Source organism: Bradyrhizobium iriomotense (assembly GCF_030160715.1).
GTDB lineage: Bacteria > Pseudomonadota > Alphaproteobacteria > Rhizobiales > Xanthobacteraceae > Bradyrhizobium > Bradyrhizobium iriomotense.
In genome coordinates this window covers 97,875-122,393 of the sequence record NZ_BSOW01000016.1, presented here as the reverse complement: position 1 = coordinate 122,393, position 24,519 = coordinate 97,875, and the positions used below count along the sequence as shown (strand labels likewise).

General features: G+C 64.1%; 25 protein-coding genes. 10 read left to right on the top strand and 15 right to left on the bottom strand.

Going from position 1 to position 24,519, the window contains the following annotated elements:
• Nucleotides 1-251 precede the first annotated feature (251 nt).
• The gene (locus tag QQL28_RS23210; RefSeq protein WP_284268966.1) at nucleotides 252-863 is read right to left on the bottom strand and encodes a LysE family translocator; all 612 of its coding nucleotides are present in this window, start codon (nucleotides 861-863) and stop codon (nucleotides 252-254) included.
• A 53-nt stretch (nucleotides 864-916) separates the two neighbouring features.
• The gene (locus tag QQL28_RS23205) at nucleotides 917-1,291 is read right to left on the bottom strand and encodes a response regulator (RefSeq protein ID WP_284268965.1); all 375 of its coding nucleotides are present in this window, start codon (nucleotides 1,289-1,291) and stop codon (nucleotides 917-919) included.
• Nucleotides 1,292-1,418: 127 nt separating this feature from the next.
• Between QQL28_RS23205 and QQL28_RS23200 the strand changes: the two genes are divergently transcribed.
• Nucleotides 1,419-2,249, top strand: coding sequence for an SDR family NAD(P)-dependent oxidoreductase (locus tag QQL28_RS23200; protein WP_284268963.1), 831 nt, complete (start codon nucleotides 1,419-1,421; stop codon nucleotides 2,247-2,249).
• A gap of 97 nt (nucleotides 2,250-2,346) precedes the next feature.
• Here QQL28_RS23200 and QQL28_RS23195 read toward each other — a convergent pair whose 3' ends face one another.
• On the bottom strand, nucleotides 2,347-3,153 hold the full coding sequence (locus QQL28_RS23195; protein ID WP_284268962.1) for a lytic murein transglycosylase: 807 nt from the start codon (nucleotides 3,151-3,153) through the stop codon (nucleotides 2,347-2,349).
• Between the two features lie 157 nt (nucleotides 3,154-3,310).
• Between QQL28_RS23195 and QQL28_RS23190 the strand changes: the two genes are divergently transcribed.
• From QQL28_RS23190 to QQL28_RS23175, 4 genes are all read left to right on the top strand, one after another.
• Complete coding sequence (locus QQL28_RS23190) at nucleotides 3,311-4,261, top strand: OmpA family protein (protein ID WP_431309634.1); 951 nt, start codon at nucleotides 3,311-3,313, stop codon at nucleotides 4,259-4,261.
• Nucleotides 4,262-4,491: 230 nt separating this feature from the next.
• Nucleotides 4,492-4,866, top strand: coding sequence for a hypothetical protein (locus QQL28_RS23185; protein WP_284268961.1), 375 nt, complete (start codon nucleotides 4,492-4,494; stop codon nucleotides 4,864-4,866).
• Nucleotides 4,867-5,034: 168 nt separating this feature from the next.
• Entirely contained in the window at nucleotides 5,035-8,145 is a 3,111-nt protein-coding gene (locus tag QQL28_RS23180; protein ID WP_284268960.1) for a KAP family P-loop NTPase fold protein, read from the top strand.
• Nucleotides 8,146-8,340: 195 nt separating this feature from the next.
• Nucleotides 8,341-8,667, top strand: coding sequence for a hypothetical protein (locus QQL28_RS23175; RefSeq protein WP_284268959.1), 327 nt, complete (start codon nucleotides 8,341-8,343; stop codon nucleotides 8,665-8,667).
• A 362-nt stretch (nucleotides 8,668-9,029) separates the two neighbouring features.
• On the opposite strand, the gene rpoD is transcribed toward QQL28_RS23175, so the two are convergent.
• Together rpoD and dnaG are read right to left on the bottom strand one after the other, a co-directional pair.
• Nucleotides 9,030-11,189, bottom strand: a complete 2,160-nt coding sequence (gene rpoD / locus QQL28_RS23170; RefSeq protein WP_284268958.1) for an RNA polymerase sigma factor RpoD — start codon at nucleotides 11,187-11,189, stop codon at nucleotides 9,030-9,032.
• A gap of 377 nt (nucleotides 11,190-11,566) precedes the next feature.
• Nucleotides 11,567-13,573 (bottom strand): DNA primase, encoded by a 2,007-nt coding sequence (gene dnaG, locus QQL28_RS23165; RefSeq protein ID WP_284268957.1) that lies wholly within the window; start codon nucleotides 13,571-13,573, stop codon nucleotides 11,567-11,569.
• Nucleotides 13,574-13,791: 218 nt separating this feature from the next.
• Between dnaG and QQL28_RS23160 the strand changes: the two genes are divergently transcribed.
• Nucleotides 13,792-14,355, top strand: coding sequence for a chlorite dismutase family protein (locus tag QQL28_RS23160; RefSeq protein WP_284268956.1), 564 nt, complete (start codon nucleotides 13,792-13,794; stop codon nucleotides 14,353-14,355).
• Here the strand turns inward: QQL28_RS23160 and QQL28_RS23155 are convergent.
• From QQL28_RS23155 to QQL28_RS23145, 3 genes are all read right to left on the bottom strand, one after another.
• Entirely contained in the window at nucleotides 14,352-14,750 is a 399-nt protein-coding gene (locus QQL28_RS23155; protein WP_284268955.1) for a gamma-glutamylcyclotransferase family protein, read from the bottom strand. The two genes, QQL28_RS23160 and QQL28_RS23155, sit on opposite strands and share 4 nt — an antisense overlap.
• A gap of 201 nt (nucleotides 14,751-14,951) precedes the next feature.
• On the bottom strand, nucleotides 14,952-15,767 hold the full coding sequence (locus tag QQL28_RS23150; RefSeq protein ID WP_284268954.1) for a transglutaminase-like domain-containing protein: 816 nt from the start codon (nucleotides 15,765-15,767) through the stop codon (nucleotides 14,952-14,954).
• Complete coding sequence (locus QQL28_RS23145) at nucleotides 15,768-16,679, bottom strand: transglutaminase family protein (RefSeq protein WP_284268953.1); 912 nt, start codon at nucleotides 16,677-16,679, stop codon at nucleotides 15,768-15,770.
• 92 nt (nucleotides 16,680-16,771) lie between these two features.
• Between QQL28_RS23145 and QQL28_RS23140 the strand changes: the two genes are divergently transcribed.
• Entirely contained in the window at nucleotides 16,772-17,575 is an 804-nt protein-coding gene (locus QQL28_RS23140) for an N-formylglutamate amidohydrolase (RefSeq protein WP_284268952.1), read from the top strand.
• A gap of 3 nt (nucleotides 17,576-17,578) precedes the next feature.
• On the opposite strand, the gene QQL28_RS23135 is transcribed toward QQL28_RS23140, so the two are convergent.
• The 3 genes from QQL28_RS23135 to QQL28_RS23125 all read right to left on the bottom strand — a co-directional run bounded on the left by QQL28_RS23135 (nucleotide 17,579) and on the right by QQL28_RS23125 (nucleotide 20,484).
• Nucleotides 17,579-18,199 (bottom strand): LysE family translocator, encoded by a 621-nt coding sequence (locus QQL28_RS23135; protein WP_283039786.1) that lies wholly within the window; start codon nucleotides 18,197-18,199, stop codon nucleotides 17,579-17,581.
• 294 nt (nucleotides 18,200-18,493) lie between these two features.
• Nucleotides 18,494-19,036 (bottom strand): hypothetical protein, encoded by a 543-nt coding sequence (locus tag QQL28_RS23130; RefSeq protein ID WP_284268951.1) that lies wholly within the window; start codon nucleotides 19,034-19,036, stop codon nucleotides 18,494-18,496.
• 2 nt (nucleotides 19,037-19,038) lie between these two features.
• Complete coding sequence (locus QQL28_RS23125; RefSeq protein ID WP_284268950.1) at nucleotides 19,039-20,484, bottom strand: LVIVD repeat-containing protein; 1,446 nt, start codon at nucleotides 20,482-20,484, stop codon at nucleotides 19,039-19,041.
• Between the two features lie 241 nt (nucleotides 20,485-20,725).
• Here QQL28_RS23125 and QQL28_RS23120 point away from each other — a divergent pair, with 241 nt between their 5' ends.
• Genes QQL28_RS23120 through QQL28_RS23110 form a run of 3 tightly spaced genes read left to right on the top strand, consistent with a single transcriptional unit; the run spans nucleotide 20,726 to nucleotide 22,045 of the window.
• Entirely contained in the window at nucleotides 20,726-21,040 is a 315-nt protein-coding gene (locus QQL28_RS23120) for an ArsR/SmtB family transcription factor (RefSeq protein ID WP_212446487.1), read from the top strand.
• Nucleotides 21,033-21,497: an SRPBCC family protein gene (locus QQL28_RS23115; protein WP_284268949.1), complete on the top strand. Its 465-nt coding sequence runs from the start codon at nucleotides 21,033-21,035 to the stop codon at nucleotides 21,495-21,497. Before QQL28_RS23120 ends, QQL28_RS23115 begins: the two co-directional genes overlap by 8 nt.
• A 35-nt stretch (nucleotides 21,498-21,532) precedes the next feature.
• Complete coding sequence (locus QQL28_RS23110) at nucleotides 21,533-22,045, top strand: SRPBCC family protein (protein ID WP_284268948.1); 513 nt, start codon at nucleotides 21,533-21,535, stop codon at nucleotides 22,043-22,045.
• A 141-nt stretch (nucleotides 22,046-22,186) separates the two neighbouring features.
• Here QQL28_RS23110 and QQL28_RS23105 read toward each other — a convergent pair whose 3' ends face one another.
• From QQL28_RS23105 to QQL28_RS23090, 4 genes are all read right to left on the bottom strand, one after another.
• A complete protein-coding gene (locus QQL28_RS23105; RefSeq protein ID WP_284268947.1) occupies nucleotides 22,187-22,960 on the bottom strand; it encodes a DUF2189 domain-containing protein in 774 nt (257 codons plus the stop codon).
• Between the two features lie 189 nt (nucleotides 22,961-23,149).
• Nucleotides 23,150-23,593, bottom strand: a complete 444-nt coding sequence (locus tag QQL28_RS23100; RefSeq protein WP_284268946.1) for a hypothetical protein — start codon at nucleotides 23,591-23,593, stop codon at nucleotides 23,150-23,152.
• Between the two features lie 2 nt (nucleotides 23,594-23,595).
• Nucleotides 23,596-23,949: a nuclear transport factor 2 family protein gene (locus QQL28_RS23095; protein WP_431309633.1), complete on the bottom strand. Its 354-nt coding sequence runs from the start codon at nucleotides 23,947-23,949 to the stop codon at nucleotides 23,596-23,598.
• 96 nt (nucleotides 23,950-24,045) lie between these two features.
• On the bottom strand, nucleotides 24,046-24,513 hold the full coding sequence (locus QQL28_RS23090; RefSeq protein WP_284268944.1) for a MarR family winged helix-turn-helix transcriptional regulator: 468 nt from the start codon (nucleotides 24,511-24,513) through the stop codon (nucleotides 24,046-24,048).
• Between the last annotated feature and the right edge of the window lie 6 nt (nucleotides 24,514-24,519).

Sequence of the window (24,519 nt, the reverse complement as noted above, 5' to 3'; positions counted from 1 at the left end):
GGATGTTGCGAGGCTGGCCCTCCGCCGAGCATCCCTCGTGTCGCGTTCCACCATTAACCCTTGAGAGGATACTATGGCTAAGAAAGCGAAGAAGGCGAAGAAGGCGAAGAAGGCCAAGAAGGCGAAGAAGAAGTAACGCTACTTCTTGTTCTTTGCCCGGGTGGAGCCTCGCTCCGCCCGGGCGTCAGAGGAGCGAGTTTGAAACGGCGGGCGCAAGGCCCGCTTTTTTATTGGCCGGAGAGACAAAAGACCTACCGCTCCGCAAAGGCCAGCTTGGCGCCGAGCGCGGCAAAACCGGCGGCGAAGCTGCGGCGCAGCCAGGCCATGACGCGGGGGCGGGAAATGACGCGCTCGCGCAACGAGGCGGCGAACAGGCCGTAGACCACGAACACGGCAAAGGTCATGACCATGAAGACGCCGCTCAATTCGAGCATCCGCGCCAGCACATGGGCCTCGTCGGTGGCGATGAACTGCGGCAGGAAGGCGAGGAAGAAGATCGAGAGCTTTGGATTGAGGATGTTGATCAGAAAGCCGGTGACGATCACCCGCCAGTTCGAACGCTCCGCGATCCGCCCCTCCACCGCCAGCGCCCCGGTCTCGCGCAGCGCCTGCCAGGACATGAAGAGCAGATACACCACGCCGCACCATTTCAGCGCCGCAAAGGCCAGCGCGCTGGTGTGAAGCACGGCGGCGAGCCCAAGCATCGCCGCCGTCATATGCGGCACGATGCCGAGCGTGCAGCCGAAGGCGGCGGCAACGCTCGCCCGCGAGCCGCGCGTCAAGGCCGCCGCCAGCGTATAGAGCACGCCAGTGCCGGGCGAAGCGACGACGATCAGGGACGTCAGCAGGAAGGACCAGGTCATGAGGTGACCTTATCCCCGCACCTGATGGCAAGATAGCGGCGCCCAACGGGCCGTCAGGAGAGCTGGGCGGCCTCGGCCTCGCGCAGCACGTCCAGCGGCGCCCAGGGCTTGGCCCAGAACTTGGCGCCATCAGGCAAGGGCTGCGTCAGCGGACGCCCGGAGGTGACGACGACGTCCAGTCTTGGATTGCGCTCCTTGGCGATACGGGCGACCTCGACCCCGTCGGTGCGGCCAGGGAGTTGCACGTCGGTCATCAGGAAACACAGCGTGCCGGCCGCCATTTCGAGAACGTGCCGGGCATCCTCGCCGCTTGCGCACTGGATGACGTGATAGCCGCTCTCCTCCAGAAGAAGGCTGAGCATCTCGCGCTGCATGGCGTCGTCTTCAACGATCAGTGCGACCGAACGAAAGGGCGTTGCTTGTCCCATAGGCTTGCTCCCACTGATGGTCGTCACGCCGCGGCTATCATATGTTAAAAGAGGAACTGCAGATTGGTTCGGCTTCGGACCAAAAAAATATAGGGAGGTTCCCCGTTTTGAACCTGACGGAGCCGACATGACAGCGATCCGCGGCGCCGCCGCCATCACGGGAGCTGCGAGCGGCATCGGCCGAGCGCTGGCGATCGAGCTCTGCCGGCGCGGCTGCGATCTCGCGCTCGCCGACCGCGACGAGGCCGGGCTGAAGGCGCTGGCCGTCGAGATCGGCCGTGACCGCAAGGTCAGCGTACATCGCGTCGATGTCGCTGAGCCGGCCGAGATCGCGCAGTTCGCCGAGGAGGCTATTGCGGCGCACCCTGCTCTCAACATCCTCGTCAACAATGCCGGCGTTGCCCTGCTCGGCTCATTCGAGGAGATCGACCAGGCGCAGATGGAGTGGCTGTTCAACATCAATTTCTGGGGCTTGGTGCACGGCACGCGCGCCTTCCTGCCACATCTGAAGACGCGGGACGCAGCGCACATCGTCAACGTGTCGTCGATCTTCGGCATCATCGCGCCGCCCGGGCAAACGGCCTATGCGGCCGCCAAATTCGCGGTACGCGGTTTCTCGGAGAGCCTGCGCCATGAGCTCAGCGTTGCGGGAAGCCCGGTGAAGCTGTCGGTGGTGCATCCCGGCGGCATCGCCACCAACATCGCCCGCAACTCGCGCACCGGCGTCGGCGTCACAGACAATGCCCGCCGCGCGCAGTCGATCGAGCGCTTCGAAGCCGCGGCGAGGACAACGCCGAAGGACGCCGCGCTGCGCATCATCGCGGGTATCGAGCGCAACGAGCCGCGCATCCTGATCGGCAACGACGCCCGCTTCATGGATATCCTGCAGCGCTTCCGCCCGGGGACGTATTGGAAACCGTTGCAGCGACGGCTGGAGAAGATGGCGCAGGGGAAGTGAGGGGTCAGGCGCACTCCAGAGCGCCAAACTCTCCGTCGTCGTCCTGGCTTACGCCAGGACGACGATGGGGGAGTCTTCGCCAAATATCTCCGCCCCCTCACTGCCCCATCAGCCGATCGGCAAAATACCCGATGGTCTTGCGATAGATCAGCGCCCTGTTCCACTCGCGCATCGCTTCGAAATTGGCGGTGCCTTCGCCATAGGGCTGACCCATCTTGAAGCCGTTGGTGTGAAGCAGGTTCGCGGTCGAGGCGAGCACGTCGGCGACGCTGTGGCGGAGATCGACGCGGCCGTCGCCGTCGAAATCGACGCCATATTTGATGTAGGACGACGGCAAAAACTGCGTCTGCCCGATCTCGCCGGCATAGGCGCCGATCAGGTCGCGCAGCGGCAGGTCGCCGCGCTGCACGATCTTGAGCGCGGCGAGCAACTCGCCCTGGAACAGCTCGGTGCGGCGGCAATCATGCGCCAGCGTCGCGAGCGTGCGGATCACCGGCAGCTTGCCCATGTCGCCCTTGCCGAAATCGCTCTCCAGCCCCCAGATCGCGACCAGGATCTGCCGGGGCACGCCGAACTGCTGCTCGATGCGCGAGAGCAGAGCGGCGTGACGCTGCAAGAGCGCACGGCCGCCATTGATCCGACCGGGACCGACGCGGGTCGAGACGTACTGTTCAAAACTCTTGTTGAAGGTGTAGCGCTGGCGGCGGTCGAAGGCGAGCACCGCGCCGTCCTGGGTGACCCCGCTGAATGCCGCACCGGTCACGCTGGCTGAGACGCCTGCGGCCTGAGCCTCGGAGGCCATGCTGGCGATGAAGCCGTTGAAATCGCCGCCGCAGCGCGCGGCCTGCGCCGAGCCGGTGGCCAAAAGAACACATGAAACAACGGCCAGACCGACCCTCAGCATATCGAATGTTCTCCGCAAAATGGTGCAAATCGCTCGCCCGATCATGCCCGGGAAAGCCAGGCCCGTCAAAGTGAGGTCCATCGTCACAACATAGAACCTGCTGCGCGCTTGCGCCGACTAATCCATCGGCGCACTTCCCTTTCCTGAACAGACCGAGATGCCCATGCCCTTTTCGCGACACATGTTCGGATGGCTTGTCGTCATCCCCCTGCTCCTCGCTCACGGCACGACGACGGCTTCGGCGCAGACGCGCGACGTCGCCGGCGCGAGAGACTATCCCGGCATCGGCCGGTTCGGCGGCAGCGTCATCACCGGTTATGTCGCGAAGGATTTCGACGCGACGCGGATGCAGGCGGCGGCCTTCAAGGACGGTCAGCCCACGAACGCGCGGCGGCTCGAGGGCCGCATCATCCGCATCGCCTACCGCACCAACCCCGGTCCCTCGATCCTGGAGGTGTCCCGCAATTTCGAGACCCAGCTTGCAAAGGCCGGCTTCGAGACCTTGCTTGCCTGCGACACCGATGCCTGCGGCGGCATTCCCTTTACGGAAAGCATCGACACGCTGCCGGTGCCGCAGATGTGGGTCGACGGCTTCAACTACCGCTACTATGCGGGTCGCAAGAGCGATGGCGGCCGCGAGACCTATGCCAGCATCATCGTCAGCCAGAACAACCAGGAGATCTTTGCGCAGCTCACCGTCGCCGAGTTAGGAGCCCTCGAGAACAAGATGGTGGATGCGGCCGCGATGGCAAAAGGCCTCGGCGAAACCGGACACATCGCGCTCTACGGCATCTATTTCGACACCGACAAGGCCGTGCTCAAGCCGGAAAGCCGCCCGACGCTGGAGCAGATCGCAAAGCTGCTTTCGAGCCAGCCGCAGCTCAACGTCTTCATCGTCGGCCACACCGACAGCCAGGGCGCCTACGAGTACAATCTCGACCTGTCGAAGCGGCGCGCCGAAGCGGTCGCGGCCGAGCTCGTGAAGAGCTATCGCATCGCGCAAGCTCGCCTGCGCACCGCCGGCGTCGGACTGCTTGCACCCGTCGGCTCCAACGCGACCGACGCCGGCCGCTCGCTCAACCGCCGCGTTGAGCTGGTGGCTCCGTGATGAGGAGGGCATGAGGCGCGGTAGCTGGCTCCTCCCATCGTCATTCCGGGGCGGCCCAAAGGGCCGAGCCCGGAATCCATTCAACCAGGGAGTCAGTGGCGCAATGGATTCCGGGCTCGCGCTGACGCGCGCCCCGGAATGACAGTGGAGCTATCTGTGCGCTAATGGGTTGAGGCTTTGCGCGGCGATGCTACTTTCAATCCACCGCAGCGCATGCAAAACCGTCCGCCATGCCCAACGATCAACAACATCCACATCGAAAGCACCTCCCGCTCCTGCGCGTGCCCCTGTTCCGCCTGCTCGCCATCAACCTCGCGATCGGCGCCTGCGCCGCGGCGCTGCTCGTCGGCGGGCTGCTGCTCATCAATCCCGCCCACTTGCGTGATCTGATCTTCGCCGACGACGCGCCGGGCGTTGCGATCTTCCTGCTGCTCGGTTCCTTCCTCGTCACCTTCGGCTCGGCCGCGATGGGCAGCGCGATCATGGCGCAGGCTGCACCGCGGATCGTAACGGCACGGCGGGTGTCCGCATTGAACCGTGATCGCCCGGCCCGGACTAATCAACAAGCACAGGAAGCGCGTCAAACCCATGCGCGCGCTGGTTGAACAGCAGTTTGGTTCTGGAGGCCCGCAATGGCGACCTCTTCGGCGCCGAAACCTGCGTCAAACGGGCGTTCGGAGTCCCGATCCAGATTCGACCGACGCGACACGTCGCGTCGGCTGGCACTGCGATCCGCAGTCTGCGCCGCGTTCGTCGGCCTGTGCCTATTCGGTATGCTGGACAGCAGGATCCGCACCGACCCGTTCACCGCCGATCCCGGCATTGCGGAATGGTTCTTCAAGCCGCAGCCCGATCCGCGCTTGGCCATCATTCCTGTACTGCCGATGGGCGGTGCAGGCGTATTGTCGTGGCGCCCGCAAGCAACGGCCTGGGTCTCCATGCGACCACCCATGCCGGAGGCAGTCCCGCAACGCGCTGCGTTCAACTGGCTTGACCGGGCCTATGCCGAGGAGGCCCCGGGTCGAAAGCTAGGACCGAAGATCGATCTAGCTCCTGCGGACGACACATCGAAGTCCCCGAAGAATCCGGCTCAGCAGCAATTGCTGTCGCCACAGGGGCCTCTCAATCCACAGCAGCAGCCGTTAAACCAGCCTCCGCCGTCAGATTCAAAGCTGGCCGCCCGGCCTGCTCCGCGACCAACGCGATTGGTCCCCGAGCCCAACGCAGATCCGAGCTTCGCCGACATTCCCCGGCGCCAGCCCCTGTCCGAAGCCGCCTATTGGGCAGGCTGCGACGTGAGGGGCCTTCGGTGCGTGCGCCTGCGAGGAGATGACGGCGCTGCCAGCACTGACGGTGGACGCCACTGGGATGGATTTCCGACCGACCAGAATCCCGCCCCCTTCCTCGTCACCAACAGCGTGTCTCTTCCGCTGATTCCAGCGAGCGATACGTTCGGCGGAACGACGACGACCGGCATCCAGAGTTCGGCGCGCCAAGCCATCATCAACACGCAACTGCCGTTCAGCCTGTCGGGGTACGGTGTGGATGACAAGGTTCGCGGATTCCGCGCCTCGCGGTTGAGTGCGACGCTGGAAAGAAGCGTCGGCGAATATCTGCGCCTGACTGGGGCATCCACGCGATTGAATTTCTTCGGCCTCCTCCCGCCGGAGGGGGCAAGCGGGCCGACGTTGTTCGGCGACGTCACGGCTAGGATGTTCGTGCTGTTCGCGGATGGCCGTCTGATGAGCACGACGCTGGGACTCCGTTCCAACGCACCCGACGTGGTCTTCCATGAAACCAAATTCATCAGCCTTCCGACCGGGGCAAACCTTCGCTCGCTGCATTTTCAACCCGACCAGCAATTCGGCTGGATCTCGTCGGGCTGGAATGACGGCAACGAAGAGGGCCCGCTTCCGGCGATCTTCCAGACCTCGGACAGCGGGAAGACCTGGGAGCGCCTATTCTACCGGTCGCACTATGCCCCTTGGGTGCTCTTCTTCGCGATGCCGGGTTTCACGCTTGCCTTCTTCGCTACGGCGATCGCGTGGAGAGATTTCCGCGACAGCCGGATCGACGAGGGCATCGCCGCCGTCGGCACATCCGACACGCCGATCGGCTGGCGCGACCTCGACGTGCTGGGGATGAAGCCGCTGGCGCTCGCGCTGTCGCGGTTCGTGCGCAACACCAGCACGACCCCGCCGTTGACGATCGCGATCACCGGCCCCTGGGGCACGGGCAAGAGCTCGCTCATGAATCTCGTGGCGGAAGATCTGCACCAGCGCGGTGCGAGCCCGGTCTGGTTCAACGCCTGGCATCACCAGACGGAGCAGAGCATCCTGGCCGCCCTGCTCGAAAACATCCGCGGCCAAGCCATTCCTTCGGCCTGGCGCCTGTCGGGGCTATGGTTCCGGATGCGGCTGCTCTACCTGCACGCGGGACGGGATATCGTCCCGCTGTTTCTGGCGATCGCCGTGGTCGTCAGCGTGGCCTGGGCCTTCAAGTGGAGCGCCATCGGGGCGTCGCTCGCTACTTTGCTCAACACATCCGACTGGACGAAGGTCGGAACCTGGGTCGACAAGGCAAGCCAATGGCTGGACCACGTGGTCTTTGTCGGCGCCGGCACCCTGCTGCTTCTCATCGTCAAGATCTACGGAACTCTGAATCTGAAGCCGTCCGAGCTGATGGCAACGTTGCGCGGCAACGCCAAGCTGGCCGATTTCAGCGCGCAACTCGGCTTCCGTTACAAGTTCGCCAAGGAATTCGATGCTGCCGGCAAGGCGCTCCGAACCTCGACCAATCCGGGACTCGTCATCTTCATCGACGATCTCGACCGCTGCTCCCCCGAGACGCTCATGGCGGTGCTCGAGTCCATCAACTTCCTCACCACGGCGGGTCCCTGCTTCATCTTCCTTGGCATGGACGAAGCCAAGGTGGTCGAGATCATCGCCAAGCAATTCGCCGACGATCAGGAAAGGGCGAGGCAGTATTTGAAGAAGCTCCTCAACCTGACAGTCCCCGTCCCCAACGTGGACGTCCGAAACAGCATCGGGCTGTCCTTCGGCGACGAGCGACCCAGCGACCACGCCTCGCCGTGGCCGGACCGGGCCCGCGTAGCGCTTCGCTATGTTCCGGATGTCGGGATCCCAGCAATGGCGTTGCTGTTGGTCATTTGGCTCGTCGCGTCATGGGCCAACAGTCTGCCTATTGCCGTTGCTACCCCCGAGGCTGCGCCCCCCTCGACGGCGAGAAACGAGGCCGGTCCCGTCCAGGGCCCCACGACCGTCGCCCCGAATTCGACGGCGGACGCCACCAGCATCGATGACATCAAGATTCCGGTGGGCACGGCAGAGCAGTTGATCCTTCACCGCCAGGTGTCGCCCTATCTCGGGGTGGCGATCGCCCTGCTGCTCATCCTGATGCTGGGCGCGCGGCGCATCACCATGGCGAAAGAGGACAAGGTGGAGGACTCCAAGGACTTTCGTGCAGCACTGGCCGTCTGGCACCCCGCTGTCTTCGCCGCCGATCCCACGCCACGCGGCATCAAGCGTCACCAGAACCGGCTGCGCCTGCAAGCGATGCGGTTGCGGCCCGCACACGAGACGCCCGATCTGCTCGACCGCTGGTTTGCGATCAAGCCAGCCGCAGGCACCAGCTTGAAGATCAGCGAGCCAACACTGGTCGCGCTCGGCGGCATCATCGCGCTCTGTCAGGATATTCCCGACTGGTCGGTGCGGCCTCACCCCGGCCCGGCCGCCCCCCGGACCGCGCCGAGCGAAGCCATCATCGCGCGATGCGCGCAAGGTTTCGAACAGAAGTTTCCGGACGATTGGCCGCCCACGAAAGAGGCGATCGATGCCTTCAAGGCGCTGCGCCGGTCACTGTAGGCGGGGTCACATGTTCGATGTCCCGCGACGCGCGAGCGTCACGTCATCCTGCGTACGCCGGAACCACCGGACAGATGGGACGACCACCCTCCAGCGCTGCATCCGCAATGACGGAGAGATATTCGTGCTTCCAGCTTCAAGCCTTTCGCGCCGGTGCTAGGGTTCAATCGTCCAAGCGAGTTCGAATCTAGTCTAATGCACACCGACAAATCACCGCGCGTCCCGCTCCTGCGCGTGCCCCTGTTCCGCCTGCTCGCCATCAACCTCGCGATCGGCGCCTGCGCCGCGGCGCTGCTCGTCGGCGGGCTGCTGCTCATCAATCCCGCCCACTTGCGTGATCTGATCTTCGCCGACGACGCGCCGGGCGTTGCGATCTTCCTGCTGCTCGGTTCCTTCCTCGTCACCTTCGGCTCGGCCGCGATGGGCAGCGCGATCATGGCGCAGGGACGCAAGGAGGATGACGGCGGAGGCGGCGGAAAGCTGCAGCCGGCGCCGCAGAAGCTGGTCGGCGAGCCGCGTTAGCGTGCACGCGTCGTCCATCGATGCGCGATGGAACCGATGCAACTCGCTGCTTCCGCATACAAACACGGCGAGTTCCAATCGCGGTGGCGTGATCAGGATAGTTCCGCAGGCCAAGCAAATCGTTGGAACCCGGAACGCAAAACGCGACGGCGATCAACACATGTTTATCGCACTCACTCCGACACCGCCCTGTCACAATTTTATCTTGCCACCAGATCGATCCAGCGATAGAATTCTATCTTAAGTTGTCGCCCTTGCCAGCCCCGGGTGACGCTGAAGACCAAAAATAAACGGCGGGCTTTTCGGCCCGCCGTTTATTTGAGGCTGAGGCCAGGCTGAACCCGGCCAAATTCAATCTCGCATCAGTTATCCAAAAAGCTCCGCAGCTTGCGGCTCCGCGACGGATGCTTCAGCTTGCGCAGTGCTTTCGCTTCGATCTGGCGGATGCGTTCGCGGGTGACCGAGAACTGCTGGCCGACTTCTTCCAGCGTGTGGTCGGTGTTCATGCCGATGCCGAAGCGCATGCGGAGCACGCGTTCTTCGCGCGGCGTGAGCGAGGCGAGCACGCGCGTGGTGGTCTCGCGCAGGTTCGACTGGATCGCGGCGTCGATCGGCAGGATCGCGTTCTTGTCCTCGATGAAATCGCCGAGATGTGAATCCTCTTCGTCACCGACGGGTGTTTCGAGCGAGAGCGGCTCCTTGGCGATCTTGAGGACCTTGCGCACTTTCTCCAGCGGCATGCCGAGCTTCTCGGCGAGCTCTTCCGGGGTCGGCTCGCGGCCGATCTCGTTGAGCATCTGGCGCGAGGTGCGTACGATCTTGTTGATCGTCTCGATCATGTGCACGGGGATGCGGATGGTGCGCGCCTGGTCGGCGATCGAGCGCGTGATCGCCTGCCGGATCCACCACGTCGCGTAGGTCGAGAACTTGTAGCCGCGGCGGTACTCGAACTTGTCGACCGCCTTCATCAACCCGATATTGCCTTCCTGGATCAGGTCGAGGAACTGAAGGCCGCGGTTGGTGTACTTCTTCGCGATCGAGATCACGAGGCGGAGGTTGGCTTCCACCATCTCCTTCTTGGCCTGGCGTGCCTCGCGCTCGCCCTTCTGCACGGAGTGCACGATCTTGCGGAACTCGCCGATCTCGAGACCGGTGAGGGCTGCGAGCTGATGCACCTCGTGGCGCAGGTCCTTGATGCGGTCCTTCTCGTGATGGACGAAATTCTTCCAGCCCTTGGCCGAGAGTTTCGAGACGCGGTTGAGCCAGCGCGGATCGAGCTCCGAGCCGGTGTAGTTGCGGAGGAAGTCGTCACGCGCGACGCCATGGCTGTCGGCAAGGCGCATCAGGCGCCCCTCATGCGAGACGAGGCGCTTGTTGATGTCGTAGAGCTGCTCGACGAGTGAATCGATGCGGGCCTGGTTGAGGCGCAGCGACTTCACCTCGACGATGATCTCGTCCTTCAGCTTCCGGTACTTGCGCTCCTGGTGCGGCGAGAGCGACGGGCCGTGCGTCGTGCTCTCGAGCTGGTTCTGGATGTCCTGCTCCTGGAGCTTGCGCAGCTTCTTGTAGTTGTCGGCGATCTTGTCGAAGATCTCGACGACCTTCGGCTTGAGCTCGGCCTCGATCGCCGCGAGCGACATCTGGTTCTCGAACTCGTCGTCCTCGTCCATGTCGGCTTCGGCGGCGGCTTCCGCCGGATCCTTCTCGGCCTCAGTGCCATTGCCGACACCGGGCGCGGGACGGAACGGGGTCGGCGACGGCGGCGCGGCGGGCGGGGCAACATGCGCGGGCGCAGCGGCCGTCGCTGCGACGGCTTCACCGCCTTCAGCCGGCGCTTCGCCGTTCTCGCCGGTGGGGCCGCCGATCATCGCGGTGTTCATGCCGCCCTTGGCATCCGGGCCGGCATAGGTCGCTTCGAGATCGATGATGTCGCGGAGGAAGATCTTGCCTTCGTTGAGCTCGTCGCGCCAGATGATGATGGCCTGGAAGGTCAGCGGGCTTTCGCAGAGGCCCGCGATCATCGCCTCGCGGCCGGCCTCGATGCGCTTGGCGATCGCGATTTCGCCTTCGCGGGACAGGAGCTCGACCGTGCCCATCTCGCGCAGATACATGCGCACGGGATCGTCGGTGCGCTCGCCCGGCTCGCTCTTCTTGACCTCGGTGACGGCCTTCTGGGTGACCTCGACGAGCTCGTTGTCGGTCTCGTCCTCGCCGCCCTCGTCCTTGTCGTCCTCGCCTTCAGAGTCGTCGGCTTCGGTGACGTTGATGCCCATGTCCGAGAGCATGGACATGATGTCCTCGATCTGCTCGGGCGAGGTCTGGTCGGACGGCAAGACTTCGTTGAGCTGATCAAAGGTCACGAAGCCGCGCTTCTTGGCCTGCTTGATCATCTTCTTCACTGCCGCGTCGGACAGATCGAGCAACGGTGAGGGCGCGTCCTGGGAATCCTTCTCCGGAGCGTCCGCTGCCTTGTCGTCCTTTTCCTTGTCCTTCGCCTGCAGCGTCTTTGCCTTGGTGGCCATCCATTGCTCCTAAACGCGCTTCATACAGGCGGCTCGCATGGCGCCTGCCTGAATTCACTTGAACCTGTTTCGACGCTCTCGCTTCGTCAGCTCTCGACACGGAAAGGGCGGCGCAAACCTCTCTCGCCACCCCAGAACTTTCTCTCGCCGGAATTGCCTAACGCTTCGTGAGCCCCTTTGTCGCCGGCGAATGCAGGTAGAGTGCCAAACAGCGAATGCGCGGATTTATTCCTGACGCGTCTGTTATGCCTGCGGCCGCCTGTTGGCCAAAGTGCTACAAGACCGTTAAGCCTCGATTAACCCTGTTTCTGCCGCCAAACCTTGGATTTGGCGAGTCTTTTTGCGGTTCCGGCCCCGGCCGTCCGCATGATTCTTCGTCACACGCTCTTCTGAAACCGGCCCGACAGCTCGCCAAAACCCTCGATCAGGGCTTCGGTACCGTCGACCTCGGCCATCCTGGCCTTGACGTCACGCAGCCATGCCAAATTGGCCTCGCTGGGGTCTTCCCCCAAGGCCAGCTCGGCGTCCTTCAGCTCCCTAAGTAGTGAATGCCATTGCCGATGCAAGGCGACGAGCTGATTCCAGGTCGCAAGAACGTCATCCCGTGCCGCGCCCTCGCGCGCCCCGAACACCGCCTGGGTCGTGATGGCGCGCTCAACCCTTTGAAGTAGCGGGGAAAATCCGCCCCGATCGAGGTCGGCGCGCATCTTCTCGGCCTGCTCGGTCGGGTCCGGGCTGTGATGATGGTCGTTGGCGAAGGCCGCTATGATACCGGCGCGGAGCTTGTGGGCCTCGGGGTGGGCCAGCTCCAGCGCCGCCACCTCCTCCAGATGATCGTGCAGCAGCCAGGGGTGGTTGATCAGGCTTTGCAGGATCAGCGCCTCCCGGCGCGAGATGGCGCTGCGCTGTCCCCGCATGATCGGGCTTGCCGCAAGCTGCGGGCTCGCCGCCTGGTAGGGGCCGGAGGGGAGCGAGGTGGGAATCGGGCCGCCGCGGCGCCCAGGTGCGGCGAATCGATTCGGGCCGACCCCGCCGCGGGGCTGGAAGGTCCGGCCGGGTTGCGAGCGGAAATTGCCACGGCCGGCGAAACCGCCGCGGCCACCCCCTTCAGGTGCAAAGGTGCGCTGGAGGCGCTGGGCGAGGTCCTGGCGGTAATAACGGCGCACGACCTCGTCGCGGATGCCGTTGCTGAGCTCGTTGATGCGCGCTTCCAGCGCCGCGCGGCGCTCGGGCGTGACGAAGCTGCCGGCCTCTAACTCGCGCGACCAGATCACGTCCGCAAGCGGCCGTGCCGCCGCGATCACCTCCTCGACCGCGCCGCGGCCACCCGAGCGCACGAGATCGTCGGGGTCCTGCCCCTCCGGCAGCAACGCGAAGCGCAGGCTCTTTCCCGGAGCGAGGAAAGGCAAGGCAAGGTCAGCAGCACGATAAGCGGCCTTCTGGCCGGCCTTGTCGCCGTCGAAGCAGAGGATCGGCTCGTCCGCCATCTTCCAGAGCAGCGCGAGCTGGCTTTCGGTCAGCGCGGTACCGAGCGGCGCCACCGCACCGGCAAAGCCGGCGGTGACCATCGCAATGACGTCGACATAGCCTTCGACCACGATCAGCGCCGCGCCGTCATGCGTGGCTTTCCGCGCAGTGGCGTGGTTGTAGAGATTGTCGCCCTTGTGGAAGAGCGGCGTCTCCGGCGAGTTCAGGTACTTTGCCGGTACGTCCTTCTCCAGCGCCCGCCCGCCGAAGGCGATGACGCGGCCGCGCAAATCGGTGATCGGAAACATCACGCGATCGCGGAAGCGGTCATAGGGTACGGGGATGTCGTTGCCGGCGACCAGCAAGCCCGTCTCGATCATGTCCTCGACCGAGACGCCGAGCTTGCCGAGATGCTCCTTCAGCGCAAAACGATCGGGCGGCGGCGGCGCATAGCCGAGGCGGAACTGCAATTGCGTCGCCGGCGAGATCGCGCGATCGGCGAGATAGCCGCGTGCCTTGGCCCCGACGCGCGAGGCCAGCGTTTCCGCGAAAAACTTGGCCGCGAGCTCCATGACGTCGTGCAGCGACTTGCGCCGCTGCTCGTGCCGCGCCGCATCGGGCGTCACCGCAGGCAGCGGCAGCCCGGCCATGTTCGCGAGCCGCTCGACCGCTTCGGCAAACGGCAGGCCGTCGGTCTCCATCATGAAGTCGATGATGTCGCCGTGCTTGCCGGAGGAGAAGTCGTGGTAAAAGCCCTTCTGGTCGTTGACGTAGAAGGACGGCGTCTTCTCCTGCTGGAACGGCGAGAGCCCCTTCCACTCCCGCCCCGCCTTCTTCAGCTTCACGCGCTTGCCTACGACTTCGGAGACCGAAAGCCGGGCACGCAGCTCGTCGAGGAATTGGGGCGTGAAGCGCATACGGTGATTCTAGCGCGAACGATGTGAGTCGGGCGAAGGGTTAGGGATATAGGGACGCCCGGCCGGAAAGTCAGGTTTGTCGGGCTTATCCGAGTTATTCGACCTATTCACAGCCCTCACCCCATCGTCATTCCGGGGCGCGCGGCAGCGCGAGCCCGGAATGACGATGGCTGGAAAAGCGGCTTGAACAGCGCCCGGTTCCACGCTTCCATGGCGCCATGTTCAGGACGTTTCGCGGCGGCCAGAGCGGGGGCTGGCGCGTGACCTCGATGGCCCCCGTGAAGGGCGATCCCCTGCCATTCATGCCGGCGCTGTCGGTGAACGACAGCGAGGCCGTCGCGCTGCCGCTGGTGCCGTCGCGCAATTCCTGGCGGCTGGTCGGCGTCGCCAGCCATTTGCGCTACACCGAGCGCGCCGAGAAGCAGGAGCTCGTCGCCGTGCAGGCGGGGCTCGGCCGCGCCGAGGCGACTTGCGCGGCGCTGATCCCGATCCGCAAAACGCCCGCCTGGTGGGACCTGACGGCCGATGAGCGGCGCGCGATCTTCGAGGACAAATCGCACCATATCGCGAGCAGCCTGCGCTTCTTGCCGGCGATCGCGCGGCAGCTCTATCACTGCCGCGATCTCGGCGAGCCCTTCGATTTCCTGACCTGGTTCGAATTCGCGCCCGCTCACGCCTCGCTGTTCGAGGAGCTGGTCGCGATGCTGCGCACGACAGAAGAGTGGCGCTACGTCGAGCGCGAGGTCGACGTGCGCGTGGTCCGCGAGGTTTTGGCGGCCTAGTGCTCGAGGAATCGGCCTGACTCGATGCGCGGCAGCTCCGTGACCGGCCAGTTGTAGACGTAGGTCCAGGCCTTCTCGGTCGCGCCATCCGCAAGCGTGACGTCGACCAGCGCGCGCAGATATTCGGTCGGCTCGGGAAAGCCTTCGCCGCAGGCCTCGTACATGTCGAGCTCGCGCAAGAGCTCGTCGGGCGCGCGCAGGCGGAAGAGCTCACCGTGCACGATGTCGGACGCAACGTCCGACAGCAGGAGCCCCGGATAATGCTTCACGAGAACGAGCCGGCCGCAACAGGTCGCATCCCCAAGGAAATCCGCATGCGCCGCCAACAGCCGCGCCATCGGATGGTCGAAGCCGCGCATCAAGGTGCCGTAGACGAAAAGACGATCGGTGGTCATGGGGTGTCTATAGCCGTCAATCGTAGGGAACAACAGCGCCACACACTCGGTGTCGTCCCGGCGAAAGCCAGGACGACGATTGGGAGGGGCAGTGGGCCCAATAAACACCGTCATTGCGAGGAGCGTAGCGACGAAGCAATCCAGAGTCTTTCCGCGGAGACAGTCTGGATTGCTTCGCTTGCAATGACGAGGCGCGTTCGCTCACGCCACCTTCACCACCTCATCGCTGACGACCTCGAACTTCCTCAACTCCATCCGGCCGAAGCTCGTCGACAGCGCGACGTCGGCGGCATCGCGGCCCGTGGCCATCAGGATGCGGCCGATGCGCGGGACATTGTGGCGGGCATCGAAGGTGAGCCACTTGCCGGAGAGGTAGACCTGAAACCAGCCGGAAAAATCCATTGGGAACGGTTCGGGCGGAATGCCGATGTCGCCCATATAGCCGGTGCAGTAGCGCGCCGGAATGCCCATGCAGCGGCAGAAGGCGACCGCGAGATGCGCGAAATCGCGACAGACGCCGGAACGGCTTTCATAGACGTCGTGCGCGGACTTCATGTGATGGGCGTGTTCGTATCCGAAGGTGACGTGCCCATGCACGAACCCGGTGATCGCGCAAACGCGCTGCCAGCCAGGCTCAGTCTTGCCAAACAGCGACCAGGCGATGTCGGTGAGCTTGTCGGTCTCGCAGTAGCGGCTCGGCATCAGATAGAGCAGCAGCTCGTTGGGCAGCTGCTCGATCGGCAATTGCTGCGCTGAAGGCATCACCTCATCAGGCAGGCCGGTGTCGCGCACCAGCGCGCTGCCCTTGAGCGTGACGCCGCCCGCGGGCGCGACGAGACGGCCGCAGATATTGCCGAAGCTGTCGTGATAGAAGCGGATCGGCACGTCCGGCTCCGCCACCACCATCTCCCTGCCGACGATGTCGGCCTGACGCGAGGGGTGGATGTTGAGCATGATGACCATCGGCGTCGGCTGTGGCGCGGCGTAAGCGATTTCGAAGCCGACCTTGATGTCCATCTACAAAACCTCCGTCTCCAGCTTTTCGTCGTTCTCTTGGTCGTCCGAGACCACCTTGATGTTCACCTCCATGGCCTCGAACGCCTCGGCGGAACCGAGATAGACGCCATGCAGCGGGATCGCCTGGCGCGGTTCGCGCGCCACCGCGACGCGGATCAGGTCGCGCGTGCCGACGATGCCGTTGGTCGGATCGAACTCGATCCAGCCCGCGCTCGGCAGGTAAACCTGCACCCACGCGTGGGTCGAGCCGCCGCCGACATGGCGCGTCTCGAGATCCTCCGGCACGAAGATGTAGCCGGAGACGAATCGTGCGGCGATGCCGAGCCGGCGCAGCGCCTCGATCATGAACAGCGCATAATCGCGGCAGGTGCCGCCTCCGGTCTGCAGCGTGTCGAGCGGATGCTGCGTGCCCTGCTCGTGACGCTTGCGATATTTGAAGGCTTTGCGGATGCCGTGCGTCATGCCGCTCAGGATCTTGAACGTCGGCGTCGGCGCCTCCTCATCGAGGAAACTGCGCGCCCATTCCGACAGCTCGCCATCGGGATCGGTGTATTGCGGCGTGACGTAGTGCATGAGGTCGGGGAATTCCTCGTCGTCATAGACGAAGGGATAGAAATAGGCCGGATCGTCCGGCGTCAGCGCGAACTCCTCGACCGGATTGTGCTCGACGGTGACGTGCCAGTCGAACGTCAAGACCTCCGCGCGCTCGTCGAAATTCGCAATCGCGACCGAGTTGCCGAACACGTCGTGGATCCAGTGCAGCGACATCGGCTGGGGCGAGATGTGAAGACGGCTTTCGAGCACGCGCAGATCATGGCTGTCGCGCGGACGCAGCATGATGCGATGCTCGCCGAACGCCACCGGGCGGTTGTAGCGATATTCGGTCTTGTGATGAATCGTGAGCAGCGGCATCGTCAGGCAATCATGGTGATTCTGGACCGGCTAATCTATAGCGTTGGCTGCCCAATTTTAAGAGCAGAGTGCATTTTCCGTAGGCAATCAGGATGGTTTTAGAGGCGGCCGGCACGACGAATCGACTTCTCGGCAAAGGCGACATTTCGCCGGTGCATGAGACGAATGCAGCAGGAGGCGCCCCGTTTCTGCTCACTTGCGATCATTACGGGCGGGCGCTGCCGCATGCGCTTGGCGATCTCGGTGTCGCCGAGCGCGAGCTGACCCGGCACATCGCCTGGGACATCGGGATTGCCGGCGTCGCCGAGCGGCTCGCCGGGACGCTGGATGCGCATCTGATCGCGCAGCGCTATTCGCGGCTCGTGATCGACTGCAACCGCCCGCCGGGCGTTGGGAGCTCGATCCCCGTGATCTCGGAGGCGACAGCAATCCCGCGCAATGAGGGGATTTCCGCCGATGAGCGCGACGCCCGGCGCCGCGAGATCTTTGATCCCTATCACAACCGCATCAATGCGGTGATCGACGCGCGCGTTCACGCCCGGCGGCCAACGGTGCTGGTCGCGCTACACAGCTTCACGCCGGTCTATGCCGGCGTTGCGCGGCCCTGGCACATCGGCACGCTCTACCACCGCGACACCGTGCTGCCGCACCTGTTGCTGAAACATCTGCGCAGCGAAAGCGATCTCGTCGTCGGCGACAACGAGCCCTATGCGGTGAGCGACCTCACCGACTACACCATCCCCGTCCACGGCGAAGCCCGCGGCCTCCCGAACACCGGCATCGAGATCCGCCAGGATTTGATCACGGACCAATCCGGCCAGCAGCAATGGGCGGAACGGCTGGCGAGGATTTTTGGCGAGATCGAAACGGAGTTGAAGGCGGAGGGGCTGGCGTAGCCCTCACTTCGCCCGGGTCAACGCCAGCCAGATGCCGCCGCCGATCATGAAGCCGCCGGAGACGCGCGACATCATCCGCGTTCGGCGCGCCGAGAAGAATTTTCGCGCGCGGCCTGCGGCCGTGGCGTAGAGCGCGTCCGTCATCGCCGCGGTGACCATGAAGGTTGCGCCGAGCAGCGCGACCTGCGGGAAGTGGTCGCGGTTCATGTCCATGAACTGCGGAATGAAGGCGCCGAAGAACACCAGCACCTTGGGGTTCGACAGCAGCACCAGAAAGCCTTGCAGGAAGAAACCACCGCGCGGAGGCGCCGGCGGCTCGTCGACATTGACACCCTCGACCGGCGACCAGATCAGCTTGATGCCGAGCCAGATCAGATAGGCGGCGCCGGCAAAGCGCACCCAGTCGAACCAGTAGCCCATGGTCGCCATCAGCGAGGTCAGTCCGATCGCGACGACGCCGATCACGATCGCAAGACCGGCCTGCGCACCCGCGACATTGGTCAGCGCCGCCCGGGTTCCATGCCTCAGACCATTGGCAATGACGAGTGTCACGATCGGGCCAGGCAACAGCGCCAGCGCAATGCAGGCGGCGACGAAGGCGAGATAGGCTTGCAAGGACATCATGGGGGAGACTCGCTGAGGGAGTTGCGGGTTATTAATGCATGGCGGAGGCAGGAACGGAAGTCGGTTGAATGCAGCACATGCGCGCCTCAAACATCGGTGTCATACCCCGCGAAAGCGGGGTATCCAGTACGCCGCAGCCTTTCCGTATCCCACGACCGTCTCTGGAATACTGGAACACCCGCTTGCCGCCTACGCTACAGCTTCGGCGCGCCAAGACCGCACACCTCGGCGAAGCCTTGGCGTAGCCGGGTCGCGGGTGATGACGGCGGTGAGGGCGGCGCGATCGTGCCTCCCTCACCTTCCGTCCAGTGCTGCGACCACCCATCGCTTCATCTCCTGCGTTTGCAGAAACTCGATCGCCGCACGCTGCATTGTGCGCGCCTCACCCGCGCCCTGCACGACCGCAACCATGAGATCGCAGCGACGCGACAGGGCGATGCCGGTGGCCGCGTGGCGCGCGCCGTCGGGCATGTCGAGATCGTAGTGCCGGGCGCGTCCCTCCAGCTCGTCGACGCGCAACGGATCACCCGGAGCCGTCGCGGCGAAACGCGGGCTGATCAGGTCGAGATCGGCGACGCGATCGACCTCGTCGTCATCGGCAACGCCGCGGTCGCAATTGCAGAAGCCGAGCTTTGCGCGAACGTAGAGCTCGGCGCCGTCGCAGGCCCCATCGCAGCGGAACGCACGGCCCGCGGGCCAGCCGTCGCGCGGGAACGGCCAGGCGATCTCGCGCCAATGTGCGGACGTCTCCGCCGGCACTGGCGCGAGTTGATACGCGCCGACGCCCGATGCGCCGAGCGCCATCGCCGCAGCCACCATGGTCATAGCGCGCCGCATCGTCAGTTCTTCGGCAGGCCGGCGACGGCGCGCGCGGGTCCGGTCAGCTCCAGAATGTGCATTCCGGTGTTGGCGCGATCGACGATGTAGATGTAGCCGCGGTCATCGGTCTCGACGTTGTTGGTCTGGATCGCGACCTTGCAGCGCTCGCCGCCTTCGACGGGGATGCAGCGCTTGTCGGTCGCCGCCGTGATCGCCGGGATGAAATAGCCGACCTCCTTGGGGTGATAGGGATCGCGGATATCGAGCGCACGCACGCCGGCATTGAAGAAGGCGATGAAGGCCATCTTCTTGTAATAGACCGGCGCCATGCTCTCGTTCGACGAATGCGAGCCGAAGCGGCCGCCGCGCTGGCAGAACTGCCCGCTCGCCTCCGGCACCGTGTAGCTCGATATCATCATCGGCCGCGCTTCGGTGGTGACGTCGGCGAACCACACCATCTGCCGCGCCTCGCCGCATTCGTTCAGGATCGCCTCGTCGACGATCATCACGATGTCGCGGGTCTTGCCGTCCTTGTCCTCGGCAAACTCGGCGACGGGCATGTCGAGCATCGGAAACGTCGTATGCGCGCCGTTGAAGGCGGACATCGGCATGCGCGCGATTTCCGGATAGCGCAGGTTCTCCGGCGTCGGTTCCTTGCCGCCGCTCAAAAGCTTCTCGCGATCGACGATCTGCAAGATGCCGCCCTTGTTGGTGCCATAGCCGAAATAGACGCGGTTGCCCGTGGGCCCGGTCGAAATCGGCCCGTGCAATTCGGTCGGCACGGCGCCGGTCGCGCCAGGCTCCTGGCCGGGCAGGCCGAAGTCGCGGATCTTCTGCGGATGGGCGGGATCACTGAGATCATAGACCTGCGTCATGCGGCGCGTGCGCCAGTCCGGCGCACCCGAGACGAGATAGGCAATGCCGGTGTCGCATTCCCACCAGCTCTTGTGCGTGTCCTTCAAGCCGCCGATGCGCGTGACGAGTGCGGGATTGGCGGGGTCGGCGACGTTCCAGATCTCATGCGCCTCGCTGCCGAAGGTGCGCAGCATGTAGACGGCGTTGGCATCGCCCTTCGGCAACGACTTGCCGTCGCAGACCCGCACCATCTGCGCGCCGCCGGATTCATACTTGCCCTCCTGCCCCGGCAGGTGGCGCAGATACTTTGGATGCGCCGGGTCCGTGACGTCGACGATCGAAGTACCGTTCGGCTCGGCCTGCCCCGTCAAGGGATTGACGGGATTGGGCACGTCGTCGGTGCCGCCGTGATGGCCGATATAGGCGATCCAGCGATCGCCCTGGTGATGAATGGTCGGCTGATAGGCGCTGCGCGCCTGGAGGTCGTTGGTGCCGACCAGCTTCATGTTGGAAGCTTCGGGCGGCGCGCCGATTACCTGCTGCTTCTGGGCGTAAGCACTGCTGCAAGCAAGAAGGACGAGGTAGGCAGCAAGTTGGACGCGACGAGACATGTTTCCTCCCGGAACCAATCTCCGTTGGTTGAAGCGGGACGCTAACACAGCAAGAGGGCCAAAAACATGATGTCCAAGTCTTGGCAGTCATTCCCCATTGCGCAATGGGGGCGCACAAAGTGCGAACTATGGTGCGCAATTGCGCGCCTGAGAATCTCGAGATTCCGGATAACCCCTGCGCGGTTTCCGGAATGACGGAGCGGCTTGACATGCAACCATTTGGTTGCCTATTATCGCTGCCATGGATGAAGTCTTCAAAGCGCTCGCCGATGCGTCACGACGGTCGCTCCTGGACAGGCTTCACGCCAAAAACGGCCAGACGCTGAACGAACTCTGCGAGGGCCTGGAGATGACGCGCCAGGCCGTGACAAAGCACCTTGTCATTCTGGAAGAGGCCAACCTGGTCACGACCATCAGGCACGGCCGGGAGAAGCTGCACTACCTCAATCCCGTGCCGATCCACCAGATCGGGGAACGATGGATCAGGAAGTTCGAGCGCGGGAAACTTGCCGCGCTCAGCGAGTTGAAACGTCAACTGGAGAAGCGCGATGAGTAAACCGAGCTATGTCTACGTGACCTATATCGAGACCTCCGCCGAAAAGCTGTGGCAGGCCCTGACCGACGGCGCTTTCACCGAGCGCTACTGGTTCGGCCATCGCATCGCCTCCGACTGGGCGCCGGGCGCGCCCTACCGTTTCACCAACAATGGCAATCCGACGGTGGAGGGCGAGGTCATCACCTTCGATCCGACGCGGCGGCTCGCCTACAGCTGGCACAATCGCAAGCCCGAAGCCGCCGGCGAAGGGATCTCGCGCGTCACCTTCGATCTCGAACCGCGCGGCAAGGTGGTCAAGCTGACGGTCACGCATGACGAACTCGGCGAGGACGGCAAGACGCTGCGCGACATCTCCGGCGGCTGGCCGATGGTGCTGTCGAACCTGAAGAGCCTGCTCGAGACCGGCCGCACCATCGAGATCGTGCCGCCAGGCTATTCAAAGAAGGACGCCGCCTGATGCCGCGCCCCGAATTCGTCTCTGGGATTTGAGTGATGAACCTCGATCAGTTCAAGCCGCTCACGGTCTACACCATCTACATTGCATCCACGCCCGAGAAAGTGTGGGAGGCGCTGACCTCGGCGGAGTTCAGCCGAAAGTACTTCTCGGGCTTCGCGGTGGAAATGGAGCCGAAGCTCGGCGGCAGCTTCATCGTGCGGGCGCCGGACGGTTCGGAGCACATCCGTGGCGAAGTGTTCGAACATGATCCGCCAAACAGACTGACCGTGACCTGGAACGTCAATTGGCCGGACCTCGTCGAAAAGCTCGGCACCACACTCGTCACCTACGAGATCGAGCAGGCCGGCGAGGCCGTCCGGCTGACCATGAGCGAACGCCACGACCGACCCTTGAGCGATGACATCCTCTCCGGCGGACGTGCGGGCTGGCCCGCGATCCTCTCCGGCCTGAAGAGCCTGCTGGAGACGGGCAAGGCGCCACAGATCAAGATGGGCCCGCCGGCACAGATGCTCGCGGCGCTCAAGGCGATGGGCATTAGGGTGCCTTAATCTGGCTGTCGTCCCGGCGAAGGCCGGGACCCATAGCCACAGGATCAAGTTTGGCGAAGACTCGTCGTTCGATACTCCGACCGCTCGCAATCGAAGGATTCCGCGGTATGGGTCCCGGCCTTCGCCGGGACGACTCCGAGATTAAGGCACCGGCACCACGATGCGGCGATACAGATGCCACGTCGCGTGGCCAAGCACCGGCAGCGTCACGATCAGCCCCAGGAAGTACGGCAGCGCCGAGACGATCAGCAGCATCACGATGACCGCGGCCCAGCCGATCATCGGCAACGGGCTGGTGACTACGGCGCGCACGCTCGTCACCATCGCTGTGACGAAATCGACCTCGCGGTCGAGCAGCAGCGGAAACGACACCACCGTCAGCGAGAACAGGATCAGCGACAGCGCAGCGCCGACCGCGTTGCCGATCGCGAGGAACAGCAGGCCTTCATTGGTGGTGAGCACCATCGTCATGAATTCCTGCAGGCTCGAGAACGAAGCATGCAGGCCGAGCAGCAGCGCGATCAAGAGACGCACCTGGTACATCCAGACCACGAACACGAACAGGGTGACGAAGGCCATCCAGCCGATCTCGCCGCGCGAGCGTATCGTCGACCAGATCGCGCCAAAGGAGACGGGCTCACCTCGCTCGCGGCGCCGGCTGACTTCGTAAAGGCCGATCGCGACGAACGGTCCGATCAGCGCAAAGCCCGCCGCGAGCGGATAGACCAGATAGATCAGTCTGAAGGCGGTGAGGCAGAGCATGATGGCGATGCCGCCGGCGGCATAGAGCGCGCCGAAGCAAAGTCCGTAAAGCGGCAGCGCCTGGAAATCCCGCAAACCCTCGATCAGCGCTTCGGCGATGTCGTTCGCCACGACCGGACGCACGACAGGATCGACTTTGCCCGAGATCGACATGGCTTCCTCCCACGGGATCTCCTGCATTTCGCGCAGACGGCGTCGCCCACGCGTTGATCTGGGTCAATAGCAGCTCACAAATCGTCGCTGCGCCATGTTGCGAAAGCAACAGTCAGGCCCGCAAAGACCAGGGGTGAGCATCCCCTCGCCCGCAGTTCGCGCGCCGTAAGACCATCCGAGGACGAAGCATCAGGAACGCGACGCGAGCAGGAAGGCCACGACGAGATTTGCCATGAACAGGGCCGCGTCGATCACGAAGATCCTGAGCATCGGCCCCTTCAACACCGGCCAGTAGGCCACCCCGACGCGTCCTCCGCGCATCAGGACCGGAAGATTATAGGCGAACTGGCTGAAGTGGCAGGCGGCGAAGAACAGGAACAAAACGACCTGCGCTTCGATCGGCTGGAAGAAAGGCGGCCGAACGGCCAGAAGATAGAGCGAAAGAATTCCGATCGGCAGATTGATCCCACCCAGGAACGCTACGCTGGCGGCCAAGGTCGGCGCAATCGGGTTGCTGCGCTCTTCCCGCGGCAGCAATATCTTCAACGTATTGCGCTGGGCGATGCTGAACTGGATGAAAGCGCCGCCGAACCAGAGCGCGTTGAGCAGCAAGACGAAATCCGAAAGATGCATGGCTATTTTCCGTAGAAGGCCTCGCTACGCACGACAAGGCCGGCGTCATCGAAGTCCATGAATTCGCTGGCGCGCGTGTCGCCCAGTTGCCACCACACCGTCAGGCGCGCGATCGTGTCATCCCAGCTCCAATTCAGGATCTTCAGGTCGGCGCTTTTGATGCTGCCATAGGCTTTGCGCCAGTAGGCGCGGATGTTCTCGGCGCCGCTGACGATGGGGGAGTCGGTCAGTTTGAGCGCCAGAGGGCTACGCATCTGCGCATCGTCGGCGAAATGCGCAACGACCGCGTCGATATCGACCCTGCACCAGTTCGCGCACCATGCCGCGACAAACCGTTCGGCCGCGGCGCGATTCATTGCCTGTCCACTCATGACACGGGCCCTCCCCTGGCTCGCTGCCGGAAGAGTGGCAAAGCTGACCTTTCATGTCAACTATGTTGACTTGAAAAGCCGTCAGCTACTGTCGGCGATCGTCTCCATGACGGCCATCCATGCGGCCGCACCCGGCGCCCCGACGCGATCAAACGCCTCGCACATGACTTTGCGCTCGTAGTCGGAGGCCTTTTTCTCGATGCGTTGCCCCGCTTCCGTCAGGCGCAACAGTTTGGAGCGATGCTGCTCGGGCGACCGCCTCGACGTCAGGAGCTTGCGGTCCAGCAGCAGGTTGAGCGGCCGGTTCAAGGCCTGCTTGGAAATGCCGAGCGTCTCGATCAGCGTGCCGATCGCGATATCGGGCCGGCGGGCCACCACGTAGAGGATACGATGGTGCGGGCGCGACAGGCCCTGCTTCGCAAGATACTCGTCGGCCTGGAGCGTCATCCCGCGCCAGCCGTAATACATGAGCTCCAGCGCCGCATCCAGATCGTGCAGCTTCTCGAGTGAGGCGCGGTGAAGCCCCGCGGCGTGAGACGTCTTTGGCATCATCTG